Here is a 15,267-nt window from a genome sequence, read left to right on the forward strand (position 1 = left end):
CAACTACCGGGTGACAGAGTGCGGTGTGACAGAAAACGCACGGGCGGCGCTGAAGGTAGTACGGACCGCACGCGGTCCGCACCGTGTGCCGGCCGGGGCCTCTCCTGTGGGGGGTGGCGGCCCCGGCCGGTCCTCGCGGGGGCGCGGTTCCACGGAGCCCGTGGCTCTGGGGGTTCCCGCCTCGGCGTGGCGGTCCCGACGCCGCGCTCCGTCTCCGGCTCCGCCGGGGGTTATCCCGCCCGCCCTTGGGGGCGCGGTTCCACGGTGCCCGCGGCTCTCGGGGCTGTCGCCTCGACGCGGCGGTCCCGACGCCGCGCTCCGTCTCCGGCTCCGCCGGGGGTTATCCCGCCCGCCCTTGGCAGCACGGTTCCACGGTGCCTGCGACCCTGGGGATTTCGCCTCGGAGCCGTGGTTCCGGCCCGCGCTTGGTCCGGCTTCACCGGGGGTCTCCCCGCTCACCCTCCCTCGGCGGTGCGGTTCCACGGTGCCGCGGCTCTCGGGGCTGTCGCCTCGGCGTGGCGGTCCCGACGCGCGCCTCGTCTCCGGCTTCGCCGGGGTCATCCCCGCTCGCCCGCCCTTGGGGGCGCGGTTTCACGGTGCCTGCGGCTCTCGGGGCTCTCGGGGCTGTCGCCTTGGCGTGGCGGTCCCTGCCCGCGCCTCGCCTCCGCTTCGCCGGGGGTGTCCCCGCCCGCGCATCGTCTCCGGCTTCGCCGCGGGTCACCTTTCCGCTCACACGCCCTGGCTCCCTCTCGGGAGCCGTGGATCGGGTTCAGGGCCTCTTCTGCTGGGGCTTCTGGTGGCCCTGCTTCTGCTGTGGCTTCGTCTGCTTCGTCTGCTTCGGCGTCCCGGAGCCCTGGGGACCGCCCTGCGCGGGGCCGCGGTTGTGCGCCTTCGCCTTTCCGGGCTTCCCCTTTGCCGGCTTCGGCTTGTCGGCCCGTGCCTTGTCGGGCTTCGGCTTCTTGGCCTCGGGCTTCTGCGGCTTCGGCGGCTTCTCCGGCTTCTCCGGCTTCTGCGGCTTCTGCGGCTTCGGCTTCTGGGCCTTCGGGGCCTTGGGCTTCGGCTCCTTGGCCTTCGGGGTCTTGGCCTTGGGGCCCTTCGCGTTCTGCTCGGTCTCGTCGCGGTCCTTGCCCTTCGCCTTGCCCTTGCCCTCTGCCCGGCGTTCGTCCTTGGTCTTGGCCCGCTCGCTGTCCTTCTCCCTGTCCTTCTCCCTCTCCCTCTCCCCCACCTCGCGGCTCCGGGGCGGCGTCGAGGACAGGGGGCGGGGTGGCGTGGCCGTGCGGTCGGGGGTCAGGTGGGGGGACGAAGGGGCCGGGCGGGGGCTGTCGCCGGGGAGGAGGCCGGGGGTGCCGCCCATGGCCAGGGCCACGCCGCCCAGGAGGCCGCCGGCCAGGGTCACGCCCGCGGTGGCCCGCAGCGGAAGCCTGCCGAGGCGGCGACCGCGGGGGCGCCAGTCGTCCCGGCGGCGCGTGCGCGCCTGGTGCGCCCCCGCGTCCCGCGCCACGCGAAACGCCTCGACGGCGGCCCGCAGCCCCTCCTCGCCCGTCGGCTCGCCCACGGGGCCCCGTCCCTCGGACCCCCCGTGCCCCGCCGGTTCCCGGGCGTCGCCGGGGTTCATCGGATCGTGCGCGGTCATCGTGATCCCCCCAGCGCCCCGGGGCCCTCGTCCGTCACGCCGGCCAGCCGCAGGCGTTCACCCAGTTTCCGCAGGCCCCGGTGGGCCGCCGTGCGGACCGCCCCGGGGCGTTTGCCGAGGACGCGGGCCGCGGCGGGCCCGTCCAGGCCCACCACCACCCTCAGCAGAACCGCCTCCGCCTGTTCCCGCGGCAGGGTCGCCACCAGGGCGAGGACCTGTTCCGTCGAGACCGCCTCCAGGGCCGCCGCCGACGTGCTGTGCGGGCCGGGGAGTTCGAGCATGTCCTGTTCGAGGCCGGAGGGGCGCGGCCGTGTCTTCTGACGGCGCAGATGATCGTAGGCGCGGTGGCGCGCGATCGTCGCCGTCCAGCCGCGGAAGCCCGGCCCGTCGCCCCGGAACCGCCCGAGGTCCCTGGCGATCTCCAGCCACGCCTCGGCCGTGACGTCCTCCGCGGCCTCGCCGTGCGTGCCGACCAGACCCCGCACGTAGCCGAGGAGCCCCGGCTGGACGATGCGGTACGCGACCGCGAAGGCCGCCTCGTCACCGGCCTGGGCCGCCGCGACGGCCCTGCCGAGCTCCTCGTCGTGCGCCCGCGCGCGACGGGGCTCCCCACCCTGGCCCAACGCTCTCCCATCCGGCCGACGCGGCACGCCCGGCCGCGCCCGTGCCTTCACGCTCACCAGCGTCAGTAGGGGCGGAAATGTCACAGGGGGGGGCGCACGCCGGGGGCGCCATCCGTCAGACCGCGGCTCAGACTTCGAAGAGTGCGCCGCCGCCCCGGATGCGGGAGATGTCGATGGTCAGCGCCGCCGCCGGGGCCTTCGCGACGACCGGCTCGTCGTACGCGGACATCCGCATCGACATCGTCTGGCCGCCGTCCTCGATGCCTTCGACGCCGAGTATGTAGGGGCGGCCGGACGCGGCCACGTAGACCGTCGTCTCCTCGCCGTCCCCGCCGCCCTCGGTCTCCACGAGCGGCGTGACGCTGCGGCCGTAGCGCCGGGTCTCGGGCAGGGCCTTGATGACGTCGCCCTCGTCGGGTCCGCCGACCATCTTGTCGGTCAGTTCGTCGAGGTCGCACTTCATCCCCGGCACGGCGCGGCTGCTGTCCGTGCCCGCCGGGATCTTCAGGTACTTGCCGCGCGCGAGCGCCGTCCGCTCCCGGATGGTGGCCGCCGCGTCGGGCCCCCGCAGCTCCGCCATGTCCCGGATCGCGTCCAGCGAGGCGTCGGAGAACCGCACGTAGGCCGTCCCGCCGTCGACGACGATGAGCTCGCCGCGCTGCATGGGGCCCGCGTCGAAGGTGCCTGTGCAGTTGCTGTCGCGGTCCATGTGCAGCGTGACCTTCTGGTGGCCCTTCGGGGTCGTCATGTCGACGCCCATGCGCACGGTGTCCGCCGTGCGGAGCAACTCCATGCCTTCCACGGCGAGTTTCTTGCCGCGCACCTCGTCCGCGGACGCGGCCCGTGCCGTGGCGCCGGGCGTGACCTCGTCGAACGTGCCGCCCGCGTACGTCACTTCGCCGCCCGAGCCGCACGCCGTGAGCGTGGTCGCCGCCGCGCCGAGGGCGAGGGCCAGCGCGACCGCCCGTGGCCACCGCCCACGCACCGCAGCCGACCGGCCGTTCACGCGCTGTGCCACCTGATCCCCCGCCCGAGTCCCGAGTCCCGTCCGCCGTGCCGCGGCGCCACTGTCCACTGTCACATGCGTCAGCGCGGAGATCCCGCGCGTTGTCACACCTGCGACGTGCGGTATACGTCACGTGACGAATACCGCGCGCGCGTACAACCCTTTGCCCTCTCGATCAGTCGTAGGAACTCGCTTGGTTTACCTGCAATTCACTAAGGGGTGGGGCACTTGAGCCCGCGCAAACCGCGTGAAATGGCGCATAGCACGTCGTATGCCTACAGACCGCTGAGTCTGCGGCGCAGGGCGCTGCTGACGATCGGTGCCGTCGTGCTCGGGGGCGCGGGCGCGGTGCCGTGCACGACCGCGCTGAGCCCGGTCGCCTTCGCGGCCGAGGGCAACGCCCCCGAGACCGCCGAGGGTGACTACAACGGCGACGGCGTCACCGATCTGATCGCCGGCACCCCGAAGGCGTCGAGCAGCCGCGGCCGCGTCACGGTCGTCCCCGGCGGCGACGAGGGCCCGGTGGGCGGCGCGAGGATATCCCTGACGCAGACCAGCACCGGCGTCCCCGGTGTCTCGGAGTCCGGCGACGAGTGGGGTGCCGCGACCGCCTGGGGCGACCTGAACGGCGACGGTCACGCGGACCTCGTCATCGGCGCCCCGGGCGAGGACGACTCCTCGCACAAGGACCGCGGCGCGGTCACCATGCTGTACGGCCCGACGTTCAGGTCCGGCACGGACATGCAGCTCTCGGCGGACTTCCACTACCCGGGGGCCAGGTTCGGCTCGGCGGTCGCGTCCGGCGACTTCAACGCCGACGGCAAGGACGACGTCTTCTCGGTGGCGACGGGCACGGGCGGCTCGTGGGCCGCGCGGCTCGACCCCGAGCACGAGTCGGGCGGCAGCCTCACTCCGGGCGACACCGCCATCGCCTTCCCCGACGCCGCGTCCGGCGACTTCAACCGCGACGGCTACGCGGACGTGGCGCTGACCTACCGCGACCAGGCGGGCAAGGGCAAGCTCGCCTGGTTCAGGGGCGGTCGCTCGGGGCTGAGCCGGGTCGGCGTGCTGTCCGTGCCCGGCGGGCGCTCGGTCGCCGTGGGCGACGTCAACGGCAACGGCTACGACGACCTGGTCATCGGCCAGCCGTACACCGCCGAGTCCGGCGCGCACGCGGGCGGCCAGGTGACGGTGGTGCCCGGCACGTCGACGGGGCCCGGTTCGTCGGGCGCGAAGACGGTCCACCAGGCGACATCCGGTGTGCCGGGCGCCGCGGAGGCGGGCGACGCGATGGGCTGGTCGGTCGCGGCGGGCGACTTCAACGGCGACGGCTACGCGGACGTCCTGACGGGCGCTCCGAACGAGGACATCACCCGCGCCGAGAAGAACCGCAAGGACGCGGGCACCTCGCTGCTCCTGAAGGGCTCCGCGTCCGGTCTCACCGGCACCGGCGCGAAGGCGTTCTCGCAGGACGAGCCCGGCGTCCCCGGCTCCACGGAGACCGGCGACCGCCTCGGCTCCTCGGTCACCCTGGCGGACCTCACGGGCGACGGCCGCGCGGACCTCGCGATCGGCGCCGAGGGCGAGGACGCGGCCGACGGCACGATCCTCCAACTGGACAGCACGGGCTCGACCGTCCCGGGTTCGAGCGGCGTCTACTACGGCCGGACGCTGCTGGGCACCCCGGCAGGGGCGAAGCTGGGCCAGGCGCTCACGCCGTAGCCCGCGCGCACGGGCGCCGCGCCCGTCCCGGAGAGCCGGGCGGGCGCGGTGTCACTGCGGCACGATGCCGAGCCGGTCCAGGAAGCGGAAGAAGAGTTCCTCCGCCGAGGGCTCCGCGTCGGCGTTCAGGACGTCGAGGAGTGGGGACTCCCCCACCGTCCTGCCCGACTCGGCGGCCCACGCGACCGCGCGCCGAGCGGCGTCGCGCGGTTCGAGGAAGTAGTCGTCCACGGTCAGGCCGCTGTCGCCGAGGTAGCCGGCCATGGCGCCGCGGGCCAGACACGTGGTCCATGCCCCGCTCTCGGGGGCCGCGGCCTCGATGACCACGCAGTCGCTGTCCATCACGTAGCCGAAGAGGGCGGGCGCGCCGGTCTCCAGGGCGAGGGCGTTCATGTTGCCCACGTCGCGCCCGCCGTCGCCGCCCGGCACCTCCCACACCTGCCAGCCGTCGGACCGCTGGACCAGGAGGGTCAGCTCGTCCCGCACGCCCGCCACCGCCGCGAGTTCGCCGAGCGGCCGCTCGCTCCTGCCCACGACGTAGTAGCCCCAGTACCCCATCCACGTCCCCCCGCGGTGCTCCATGCCCTTCTCGGCCGAATACACCACAGACGTACGCGATCCCGCTACCGGTAGCGGGAAACTACGGGGCCGGGAAGGGCTCGGTCACGGGCCGCGGGGGCGGGCCGGAGCGGGCCTTCGCGTCCTGCATGCGGGTCAGCCGGAGGACGAAGACGATGGCGGCGACGGCGGCGGCGATGTCCAGGGCGTCGGAGAACATCAGCTGCGTGACCGTCGACTTGATCTCCTCGGCGTCGTCGGCGTCCTGATACGCCCGCGTCGCCCACCGCGAGACGAGCAGGTTCGACACCCACAGGGTCCACCAGGCGTTGACGACGGGGTGCGGGGGCCGCGACGCCGAGGCGTCCAGGGTCAGCGTGCGGTCCAGGGCCACGGAGCGGTCGCCGCTCGCGTCCCAGATGTCCACGGCGATCCGCCGCGGGTACCAGAGGTTGACGATCGGCACGAACCAGCCGCCGATCGCCCAGCCGCGCGACTTCCGGTGGATGTGCGGTTCGAAGACCTCCGCGTTCACGCGGACCCGGTGGAACCAGACGAGGAAGACCACGCAGGTCACGACCAGCGCCGCCACCTGCGCGACACCGCCGGCGATGTACAGCGCGTCGGCCCGGTCGGCCCGCTGGTCGATGTCCGTGCCGTGGTCGCCGGTGACCACGTCGCCCATGACGTCGCGGAGGACGGTCCCCGTCCAGAGCGCGAACACGTCGACGGCCGCGACGACGCCGAGCAGGACCACGACCGCCCGGGCGAGGCCGACGGGCGAGCGCAGCCCCGCGGGGCGTCCCGCGGCCGGGGGCACGGGCGGACCGGGCGGCGGTCCGGCCGCGGCGGCGGCCCGGACGCAGGCGTCGCAGAGCCCCTCCGGCGTCGTGGCCGTGTTCGACCGGCACGTTGTGCACAGCATCGCTGAGGGACCCCCCACGGGTTCGAGATCAAGAGCTACGGGATCGCCGCCCGCGGCCCTCTCCCCAGGGGCGTTCCGGCGGCTACCGGACCGTATCAGCGAGTTTCGCGAAGTCGTTCCAGGACAGCGCGGGTTTCCTGGGGTCCCACAGCTTCTGGACGGTCGCCGCGAGCGGCATGCGGATGCCCTGCGCGACCTGTTCCTGCGTCTGCGATCCGGCGAGGTCGCACCAGACCGCGAAGGAACCGCCGAGGATCTGGTCGTCGTACTCCTCGCTCACCGGGCTCGTGCCGCGGATCACCCGCGGGGTCCAGCTCTCGTATATCCGCTGCCCGGTCGGATAGCGGAAGTCGTTGGGCTGGCCGAGGACGTAGTAGAGGTACTCGTCGTTGTAGTTGGTGAGCTCGCGGCCGGCCCGCAGGTACTCGACGGGGTCGCGCGCGCCGATCTCCTTGCCGGTCCAGTACGCGACCTCCAGGTCGTCGGCCGCCCGGGTCTCGCCGCCCCGGAAGAAGCCGTCGTTCCAGGCCTTGAGCTTCTTGCCGAGGGGTCGCACGGCGTCCGCCCGGTCGTTGAGCCAGCCCGTGGTCAGGTCCCGCACCCGGGCGTCCGGCCCGTACTTCTCGCGGGCCGCGGCGGCGAGCTGCGGGAAGGAGGCCTCCGGGTCCTCGACCGTCAGGGCGAGGTACTCGTCGGCGCCGAGGTGCCAGTAGGCGCCGGGGAACAGCTTCCCGTACTCCTTGAGCAGGTCGTCGACGATGCGGGCGGCCTCCGGCTTCGCTATGTCGACGGCGCCCTTGGGCGCGCCGCCCTGGGCGCTCCTGAGCTGGAGGGAGGGGTGGGCCCGGATGACCGCGCCGAGGTGTCCCGGTGAGTCGATCTCCGGCACGACGGTGATGTGCCGGCTCTCGGCCAGCTTCAGGATGCGGCGGACCTGGTCCTTCGTGAGGTGGTCGGCGGAGACGATCTCCGGGTGCGAGTCCGACGCGATGCGGAAGGCCTGGTCGTCGGAGAAGTGCAGACCGAGCTGGTTGTACTTGAGGTCGCCCAGCTCGCGTATGCGGTCCTCTATCCACGTGGCGTCGAAGTGCTTGCGGGCTATGTCGATCATGAAGCCCCGCTGCGGCTTGGCGGGCCGGTCGCGCACGACGCCCTCGGGGGCGGTCCGCTCGCCCTTCACCTCCTGCTTGAGGGTGCGGGTGCCGTAGAAGACGCCGGCCTCGTCGGGGGCGGTGATCCGTACCTTCCGCTCCTTGACCGACAGGGTGTACGACTCGGGGCCGCTGTCCGCGTCCTTGTCGAGCGCCAGTTCCACGTCGCCCTCGCGGGGCTTCTCGTCCCCGGCGTACCGGAGCCTCAGCTCACCGGCGAGCAGCCGGGCCTCGTCCTTGAGGCCGTCGTCGCCCGTGACCACGCGGCCCTCGCCGCCGGGGCGCCAGCCGGGGCCGCGGGCCGCCTCGTGCTCCCGTACGGCGGGGATGGTGGCCGGGGCCTCGGAGAGCGCGTGGCTCTTGCCGGGCCGGGGGCTCTCCTTCGCGCTCGGGCTCTCCTTCGGGCTCGGCGCCGCCGCGGTCTTCCCCGCCGCCGGCCGGTTCTCCGGGGCGGAGGTGCCGGCCGGCCACAGGCCGACGGTCAGGGCGGCGGCGGCTCCGGCCGCGGTCACACCCGCGGCCACGAGAGGGCCACGCCGCGGGCCGGCCCTCACCGCGCGCTCCCGGGGCCGTGGGCGCGGGGCCCGCCCCGCGGTGCGCGGAGCCACCACGCGCCGCGTCGCCGCACGCCGTCCCGCCGTCCAGCGTCTCGTCGTACACCGTCTCGCCGCTGAGCCGCGGCACCGCACGTACCAAGAGTCACAGCCATGCCCACCACGCTACGACGCGCCCGCGAAGCTCACCCGTTCGCCGGGAGGCCGTCCGGGGCCGTCCGGCGGGCCGACCCGTGCCCAGCCGCCCCACCCGCCCCTGTGCCCCCACGCCCCACGTCCAACGTCCGAGACGAAACTCTCCCATTCGGGTGAAATTCACTCGGCGGCCCGACACCACACGCCTCGGCTCGCTAGCGTGGCTACTCACTCACGCGTGCGCGCCACCCGCACCACCCCCGCGCACCGCCCGTACCACCGCGCACCACCCCTGCCGTGCCCGGTTCCCGACCGCCCCCCGCCCAGGAGCGCCCGCTGTCCCCGTACCGTCCCCCTCGACTCCCCGGTGACGACGCGCCCGACGTCACCCCTGTCGTCACGCCGGTGCAGCTCAACTCCGCCGAGCCGGACGTCGCGGAAGCCGCCCTCCTGACCTGCGGCGGCAGCCGCCGCTGGGCCCGGCGTGTCGCCGCGCACCGCCCCTACCCCGACCTGGAGGCCCTGCTCGCCGCCTCCGACGAAGCGCTGTACGACCTGTCGCACGCCGACCTCACCGAGGCCCTGACCCGCGAACCCCTCGATCCCGGCGTCCTCCGGCAGGGCGCGCCGCACGGCACGTACAGCGCGGCGGACACCGCCCTGCGCGCCGCCCACGCGGCGTACGAGAGCCGTTTCGGACACGCGTTCGTGATCTGCCTCGACGACGTCGCCCCAGGTGAGGCCCTCGATCATCTGCTGTCCGCCATCCGGTCACGCCTCGGCAACGATCCGGACGAGGAGCGCGCCGTGGCCGCCGAGCAGCTGCGCCGCCTCACCCGCGGCAGACTCGCCCGTCTCGTACTCGGCACGGACCCCGCGACCAGCGACGACGCCGGGAAGACGGGCTCCGGGGGCCCGGGACACGCCGCACACGGAGGTCGCCCGCAATCGCGTCCCGATAGCCCGTACGTGCCTGTTTGATTGCCTGTTTGATCACACCTGCGGACCCGGGGCAAGGCCACCGACAACTCGTCGATACGATGACGAGCGGCCGGTGGACCGTACCCGGCCGGGCTCGTCCGACAAGAAGCCGGCCGGCCCCAATCCCCGCTCCCGGAGGGTTCTTCCGTGCCGGCTGGAACGCTGTACCGCGGCCGGGAAGGAATGTGGTCCTGGGTGGCTCATCGAGTCACCGGCGTCCTCATCTTCTTCTTCCTGTTCGTGCATGTGCTCGACACCGCTCTCGTCCGCGTCTCCCCGGAGGCGTACGACGATGTCGTCAGCACCTACAAGACGCCCCTCGTCGCACTCCTTGAGTACGGCCTGGTCGCCGCCATCCTCTTCCACGCCCTCAACGGCCTGCGCGTCATCGCCGTCGACTTCTGGTCGAAGGGTCCCCGCTACCAGAAGCAGATGCTCTGGACCGTCGTCGGCATCTGGGTCGTCCTGATGGTCGGGGCGCTCTACCCCGTCCTGGGCCACGCCGTCCGCGAAGTCTTCGGGAGCTGAGGCCGACATGTCTTCTGACACCACGCTCGACAAGTCCGGCACGTCCGGAGTCGGCCCCGTCGAGGGCGCCCGGCTCTACGACGTCGACAACCCGGCCCCGGTCATCGAGCCGCCGCGCAAGCGCACGACCAAGACCCCGCGCTCGACCCGCGGCAACTTCGAGATGGCCGCATGGCTCTTCATGCGCCTGTCCGGTGTCGTCCTGGTCGTCCTCGTCCTCGGCCACCTGCTGATCCAGCTCGTGCTCGACGGCGGCGTCTCGAAGATCGGCTTCGCGTTCGTCGCGGGCCGCTGGGCCTCGCCGTTCTGGCAGGTCTGGGACCTGCTGATGCTGTGGCTCGCGATGCTGCACGGCGCGAACGGCCTGCGCACGGTCATCAACGACTACGCCGAGCGCCCGAACACGCGTCTGTGGCTCAAGGGCCTGCTGTACACCGCCACGGTGTTCACCATCCTTCTGGGCACGCTGGTGATCTTCACCTTCGACCCGAACATCCGCTAAAGCCGAGGCGACCCCAGTGAAGATTCACAAGTACGACACCGTCATCGTCGGCGCGGGCGGCGCCGGCATGCGCGCCGCCATCGAGGCGACGAAGCGCAGCCGCACCGCCGTGCTCACCAAGCTGTACCCCACCCGCTCCCACACGGGCGCCGCGCAGGGCGGCATGGCCGCCGCGCTCGCCAACGTGGAGGAGGACAACTGGGAGTGGCACACCTTCGACACGGTCAAGGGCGGTGACTACCTGGTCGACCAGGACGCCGCCGAGATCCTGGCGAAGGAGGCCATCGACGCGGTCCTCGACCTGGAGAAGATGGGCCTGCCGTTCAACCGCACGCCGGACGGCACCATCGACCAGCGCCGCTTCGGCGGTCACACCCGCAACCACGGCGAGGCCGCCGTGCGCCGGTCCTGCTACGCGGCCGACCGCACCGGCCACATGATCCTCCAGACGCTGTACCAGAACTGCGTCAAGGAGGGCGTGGAGTTCTTCAACGAGTTCTACGTCCTGGACCAGCTCATCGTCGAGGTCGACGGGGTCAAGAAGAGCGCCGGCGTCGTCGCGTACGAGCTGGCGACCGGTGAGATCCACATCTTCCAGGCCAAGGCCGTGATCTACGCGTCCGGCGGCACCGGCAAGTTCTTCAAGGTGACCTCGAACGCGCACACGCTCACCGGTGACGGCCAGGCGGCCTGCTACCGGCGCGGTCTGCCGCTGGAGGACATGGAGTTCTTCCAGTTCCACCCGACCGGCATCTGGCGCATGGGCATCCTGCTGACGGAGGGCGCCCGCGGTGAGGGCGGCATCCTCCGCAACAAGGACGGCGAGCGCTTCATGGAGAAGTACGCGCCGGTCATGAAGGACCTCGCGTCCCGTGACGTCGTCTCGCGCTCCATCTACACGGAGATCCGTGAGGGCCGCGGCTGCGGTCCCGAGGGCGACCACGTCTACCTCGACCTCACGCACCTCCCGCCGGAGCAGCTCGACGCCAAGCTCCCGGACATCACGGAGTTCGCGCGCACCTACCTCGGCATCGAGCCCTACACGGACCCGATCCCGATCCAGCCGACCGCGCACTACGCCATGGGCGGCATCCCGACCAACGTCGAGGGTGAGGTCCTGGCGGACAACACCACCGTCGTCCCGGGCCTGTACGCGGCGGGCGAGGTCGCCTGCGTCTCGGTGCACGGCGCCAACCGCCTCGGCACCAACTCGCTCCTGGACATCAACGTCTTCGGCAAGCGCGCGGGCATCGCCGCGGCCGAATACGCCGCGTCGCACGACTTCGTCGAGCTGCCGGAGAACCCGGAGGAGCTGGTCGTCTCCCAGGTCGAGCGTCTGCGCGACGCCACGGGCGCCGAGCGGGTCGCCGAGCTCCGCAAGGAGCTGCAGGAGACCATGGACGCCAACGTCATGGTGTTCCGCACGGAGCAGACGATCAAGACGGCGGTGGAGAAGATCGCGGAGCTCCGCGAGCGCTACCTCAACGTCTCGATCCAGGACAAGGGCAAGCGGTTCAACACCGACCTCCTGGAGGCCATCGAGCTGGGCAACCTGCTCGACCTGGCCGAGGTCATGGCGCAGTCCGCGCTCGCCCGCAAGGAGTCGCGCGGCGGTCACTACCGCGAGGACTTCCCCAACCGCGACGACGTCAACTTCATGCGCCACACCATGGCGTACCGCGAGGTCGGCGACGACGGCACGGAGACGATCCGTCTCGACTACAAGCCGGTCGTCCAGACCCGCTACCAGCCGATGGAGCGTAAGTACTGATGGCTACCCCGACCCTCGAGAAGGAAGACGCCAAGCCCGAGGCGGGCTTCGCCGACTCCCCGTACATCACGGTCACCTTCCGCATCCGCCGCTTCAACCCCGAGGTCTCGGCGGACGCGGTCTGGGAAGACTTCCAGATGGAGATCGACCCCAAGGAGCGCGTCCTCGACGGCCTCCACAAGATCAAGTGGGAGCAGGACGGCACGCTCACGTTCCGCCGCTCCTGCGCGCACGGCATCTGCGGTTCGGACGCCATGCGGATCAACGGCAAGAACCGTCTGGCCTGCAAGACCCTGATCAAGGACATCAACCCGTCCAAGCCGATCACGGTCGAGCCCATCAAGGGTCTGACGGTCCTGAAGGACCTGGTCGTCGACATGGACCCGTTCTTCCAGGCCTACCGCGACGTCATGCCGTTCCTGGTGACGACGGGCAACGAGCCGACGCGCGAGCGTCTGCAGTCCGCCGAGGACCGCGAGCGCTTCGACGACACCACGAAGTGCATCCTGTGCGCGGCGTGCACGTCGTCGTGCCCGGTCTTCTGGAACGACGGCCAGTACTTCGGCCCGGCCGCGATCGTGAACGCCCACCGCTTCATCTTCGACAGCCGTGACGAGGCGGGCGAGCAGCGCCTGGAGATCCTGAACGACAAGGACGGCGTGTGGCGTTGCCGTACGACGTTCAACTGCACGGACGCGTGCCCGCGTGGCATCGAGGTCACGAAGGCGATCCAGGAAGTGAAGCGCGCGCTCATCACCCGCCGCTTCTGATCCTGTTCCGCCCTGTACGTCCCCATGGGCCCCGCTCCTTCTGGAGCGGGGCCCATGTGCGTGCGCGACGCCCGCGGTTATAGCTTGGGTCCGCTCGCGTCCCCCACGGACGGCCCCTTGTCCCCACACTCCTGGAGTTCCGAGTGACTCGCTCCCTCCGCCTCGTGACGGCCGCTCTGACCGCGTCCGCGGCCCTGCTGTTGACCGCCTGCGGCTCGGGGGGCGGTGACAGCGACGCCTCCGACAAGATCGAGGGGGCGGACGGCGGCGGTGCCACGTCCGCTTCCCCCGCTCCCTCGAAGCCGTCCGGCCCGGACCGCCCGGAGGTGAAGCTGCCGAGCACGTTCAAGGCCGAGTTCGTGGGGTGGAGCAGCGGGGATCCGAAGAAGCAGGCGATCCTGGACGACGGGCGCGAGGAGCTGCGGGCGAAGTACGCGGCGATCATCGAGGCAAACCCGCAGTCGGAGGCCGTGGCGTTCTACGACTCCGGTGCGTCCCTCACCACGGCCCGAAAATGGATCAAGAGCTTCGTCGAGACCGACGACAGCCTGGTCGGCTCGGTCAGGGTCTACAACGCCAAGGCGCACATCAGCGACAACGGCGCCGGGTTGCTCTTCTACTGCGTCGACGAGCGGAAGTCGGCCACGAAGAACCGGGAGACGAAGAAGGTCACGCGGACCCCGGACAGCCCGGACTCCGTGCTCCAGTACCGGGCCAGGCTCACCAAGTCCTCGAAGGGCGTGTGGCAGACCGTCTCCCTGGAGACCGTGGCGGGAGGCTGCAAGTGATGCGGATTGTCGCCACGAGCACCTTCCTCATGGCCGCGGCCCTCACCGTGGTCTGCTCCTCGACGGCCGCGTACGCCATCGGTGACAAGGGCGACCAAGCGCCGCCCGGCCCGTCCGGTCCGTCCGGAGGCGCCAAGGGCAACACCCTCATGGCCGGGGTCAGCCAGAGCAGCATCGAGGTCACGCAGGTCAGCGGCGGGAAGGGCGGGTCGTCCAACAAGCCGGTGGTGCCGGTGGACCCCAACTGGAAACCACCGGCGTGCTGGTACGAGCCCGTGGCGACCTCCGAGCAGGTGAAGGCCGCCGTCGACCAGCTCAAGAAGACCCCCAACGAGAACTTGGTGCCGGTCACGCCCTCCCTCTACTGGGGCCAGCAGCTGATGGTCGACCACTACGAGAAGGGCAAGACCCAGTCCGACGGCGCCGAGGGCTACAAGAATTTCAACATCGGCAAGAAGGGGAAGTTCTGGCGCGGGGTCGTCAACCCCGACATGCGGGACGACCCGGAGGCGTACGACTGCGAGAAGAACCTCTTCTGGCAGGACGCCGGCACCGTACCCAAGATCGACCATGCTCCGACACCCGAGGTCCTCGCCTCGTACGCGTACAACCAGATCAAGGTCCCCGAGACCGAGGTCGAGATGAAGCCCGAGGGCAAGTCGACCGTGAACCTGCCCACCTGGGTCTGGCTGGACAAGGGCAAGTTCGAGCCGGTGAAGGTCCGTGCCGAGCTGCCCCACACGAACCTGTACGCGGAGACCACCGCCAAGCCCGTGAGTCTGCACCTGGACCCCGGCACCGCGGACGCCGAGACGTTCCCCGCCGACGGCGAGTGCGCGGTCAACGAGGACGGCAGCATCGGCGCCCCGTACACGAAGGGGTCGTCGAAGGAGGACCCGCCGTGCGGCATCACCTACCTGCGGGCCACCGGCGGCGAGCCGTACCGGCTCAAGGCGTCCATCACCTGGGAGATCACCTGGGAAGGCACCGGCGGCGCGGGCGGTGACCTGCCGAACGGCACCTTCGAGGGGACACAGGACGTCGACGTCCAGGAGATCCAGTCCATCAACCGGTGACGCCCGTGCCGCCGGACGGCCGAAGATCGTGCCGCCCGGCGGCACGGCGCTCGCGCGCCTGCGGTCGCGCGACGCCCGCCGCCCTACCCTGACGGAATGTCAGACAACCAGTCCTTCGGTCTGTCCGTTGACCGGTCCGCGGAGCCGTCCACCGCGCTGCTCGGCTTCGACAACGTCCTCTTCCCCGTCGGCGACCTCGGCGAGGCCGTCGGGTTCTACGAACGGGCCGGCTTCCCCGTCGCCCTCCGGCTCGACGAGCTCGGGCTCGCGATCCTGAAGGTGGGCAAGGAGACGCCGGGCGTGCTGCTCCGCGTGGAGGACGGAATCCTGCCGCGGACGCCCGTGTGGCCCTCGCCCCGGTTCTGGCTGGAGGTGCCGGACGCCCGCGCCAAGGGGCGGGCCCTCACGGACGCGGGCGTCGTGCTGCTCGCCGAGCCGTTCTCCGTGGCCACCGGGTGGACCGTGGAGATCGCCGACCCGTGGGGCAACGTCATCGGCTTCACGGACTACCTCAAGCGGCCGGAGCTGGCCCGCACCCCCTGAA

15 protein-coding genes are annotated in these 15,267 nt (G+C 71.8%); 9 read left to right on the plus strand and 6 right to left on the minus strand.

Translation table 11 applies throughout. From position 1 onward, the window contains the following. Positions 1-769: 769 nt before the first annotated feature. From DCW30_RS28730 to DCW30_RS28740, 3 genes are all read right to left on the minus strand, one after another. A complete protein-coding gene (locus tag DCW30_RS28730; RefSeq protein WP_123985601.1) occupies positions 770-1,555 on the minus strand; it encodes a hypothetical protein in 786 nt (261 codons plus the stop codon). A 74-nt stretch (positions 1,556-1,629) separates the two neighbouring features. Then, positions 1,630-2,256 (minus strand): RNA polymerase sigma factor, encoded by a 627-nt coding sequence (locus DCW30_RS28735; protein WP_062778348.1) that lies wholly within the window; start codon positions 2,254-2,256, stop codon positions 1,630-1,632. Between the two features lie 127 nt (positions 2,257-2,383). Next, positions 2,384-3,262: a hypothetical protein gene (locus DCW30_RS28740; RefSeq protein ID WP_076684879.1), complete on the minus strand. Its 879-nt coding sequence runs from the start codon at positions 3,260-3,262 to the stop codon at positions 2,384-2,386. Positions 3,263-3,514: 252 nt separating this feature from the next. Between DCW30_RS28740 and DCW30_RS28745 the strand changes: the two genes are divergently transcribed. After that, positions 3,515-4,984, plus strand: a complete 1,470-nt coding sequence (locus DCW30_RS28745) for an FG-GAP and VCBS repeat-containing protein (protein ID WP_079250025.1) — start codon at positions 3,515-3,517, stop codon at positions 4,982-4,984. A gap of 51 nt (positions 4,985-5,035) precedes the next feature. Here the strand turns inward: DCW30_RS28745 and DCW30_RS28750 are convergent, their stop codons facing one another. From DCW30_RS28750 to DCW30_RS28760, 3 genes are all read right to left on the minus strand, one after another. Further along, entirely contained in the window at positions 5,036-5,542 is a 507-nt protein-coding gene (locus DCW30_RS28750) for a hypothetical protein (protein ID WP_076688941.1), read from the minus strand. A gap of 82 nt (positions 5,543-5,624) precedes the next feature. Next, on the minus strand, positions 5,625-6,467 hold the full coding sequence (locus tag DCW30_RS28755; RefSeq protein WP_079250026.1) for a DUF4328 domain-containing protein: 843 nt from the start codon (positions 6,465-6,467) through the stop codon (positions 5,625-5,627). Between the two features lie 82 nt (positions 6,468-6,549). Continuing rightward, positions 6,550-8,172, minus strand: coding sequence for a family 20 glycosylhydrolase (locus DCW30_RS28760; protein ID WP_198503476.1), 1,623 nt, complete (start codon positions 8,170-8,172; stop codon positions 6,550-6,552). Between the two features lie 432 nt (positions 8,173-8,604). On the opposite strand from DCW30_RS28760, the gene DCW30_RS28765 reads away from it, so the two are divergent. From DCW30_RS28765 to DCW30_RS28800, 8 genes are all read left to right on the plus strand, one after another. Then, positions 8,605-9,288 carry a 2-oxo-4-hydroxy-4-carboxy-5-ureidoimidazoline decarboxylase gene (locus DCW30_RS28765; protein WP_373569162.1) on the plus strand — a complete coding sequence of 228 codons (684 nt, stop codon included), beginning with the start codon at positions 8,605-8,607 and terminating at the stop codon, positions 9,286-9,288. A gap of 147 nt (positions 9,289-9,435) precedes the next feature. Further along, positions 9,436-9,816, plus strand: a complete 381-nt coding sequence (gene sdhC / locus DCW30_RS28770) for a succinate dehydrogenase, cytochrome b556 subunit (RefSeq protein ID WP_076684883.1) — start codon at positions 9,436-9,438, stop codon at positions 9,814-9,816. Positions 9,817-9,823: 7 nt separating this feature from the next. Further along, positions 9,824-10,318 (plus strand): succinate dehydrogenase hydrophobic membrane anchor subunit, encoded by a 495-nt coding sequence (locus DCW30_RS28775; protein WP_062778362.1) that lies wholly within the window; start codon positions 9,824-9,826, stop codon positions 10,316-10,318. A gap of 16 nt (positions 10,319-10,334) precedes the next feature. Next, positions 10,335-12,089, plus strand: a complete 1,755-nt coding sequence (gene sdhA / locus DCW30_RS28780; protein WP_062778364.1) for a succinate dehydrogenase flavoprotein subunit — start codon at positions 10,335-10,337, stop codon at positions 12,087-12,089. Beyond that, positions 12,089-12,859, plus strand: a complete 771-nt coding sequence (locus DCW30_RS28785) for a succinate dehydrogenase iron-sulfur subunit (protein WP_062778366.1) — start codon at positions 12,089-12,091, stop codon at positions 12,857-12,859. The genes sdhA and DCW30_RS28785 overlap by 1 nt, the downstream gene beginning before the upstream one ends. Positions 12,860-13,002: 143 nt before the next feature. Further along, positions 13,003-13,647, plus strand: a complete 645-nt coding sequence (locus DCW30_RS28790) for a hypothetical protein (protein WP_076684884.1) — start codon at positions 13,003-13,005, stop codon at positions 13,645-13,647. After that, the gene (locus DCW30_RS28795) at positions 13,647-14,723 is read left to right on the plus strand and encodes a hypothetical protein (protein WP_076684885.1); all 1,077 of its coding nucleotides are present in this window, start codon (positions 13,647-13,649) and stop codon (positions 14,721-14,723) included. Before DCW30_RS28790 ends, DCW30_RS28795 begins: the two co-directional genes overlap by 1 nt. A gap of 96 nt (positions 14,724-14,819) precedes the next feature. Next, on the plus strand, positions 14,820-15,266 hold the full coding sequence (locus tag DCW30_RS28800; protein WP_076684886.1) for a VOC family protein: 447 nt from the start codon (positions 14,820-14,822) through the stop codon (positions 15,264-15,266). The last annotated feature ends 1 nt before the right edge of the window (position 15,267 follow it).

The organism is Streptomyces alfalfae, assembly GCF_004127445.1.
GTDB classification, from domain to species: Bacteria; Actinomycetota; Actinomycetes; order Streptomycetales; family Streptomycetaceae; genus Streptomyces; species Streptomyces alfalfae.

Bases quoted from the DNA above. Each gene is read 5' to 3' on its own strand.
- DCW30_RS28755 (WP_079250026.1), bottom strand. From the start codon at position 6,467: ATGCTGTGCACAACGTGCCGGTCGAACACGGCCACGACGCCGGAGGGG.
- DCW30_RS28785 (WP_062778366.1), top strand. From the start codon at position 12,089: ATGGCTACCCCGACCCTCGAGAAGGAAGACGCCAAGCCCGAGGCGGGC.
- DCW30_RS28795 (WP_076684885.1), top strand. From the start codon at position 13,647: ATGCGGATTGTCGCCACGAGCACCTTCCTCATGGCCGCGGCCCTCACC.
- DCW30_RS28745 (WP_079250025.1), top strand. From the start codon at position 3,515: ATGGCGCATAGCACGTCGTATGCCTACAGACCGCTGAGTCTGCGGCGC.
- DCW30_RS28800 (WP_076684886.1), top strand. From the start codon at position 14,820: ATGTCAGACAACCAGTCCTTCGGTCTGTCCGTTGACCGGTCCGCGGAG.
- DCW30_RS28775 (WP_062778362.1), top strand. From the start codon at position 9,824: ATGTCTTCTGACACCACGCTCGACAAGTCCGGCACGTCCGGAGTCGGC.
- DCW30_RS28750 (WP_076688941.1), bottom strand. From the start codon at position 5,542: ATGGGGTACTGGGGCTACTACGTCGTGGGCAGGAGCGAGCGGCCGCTC.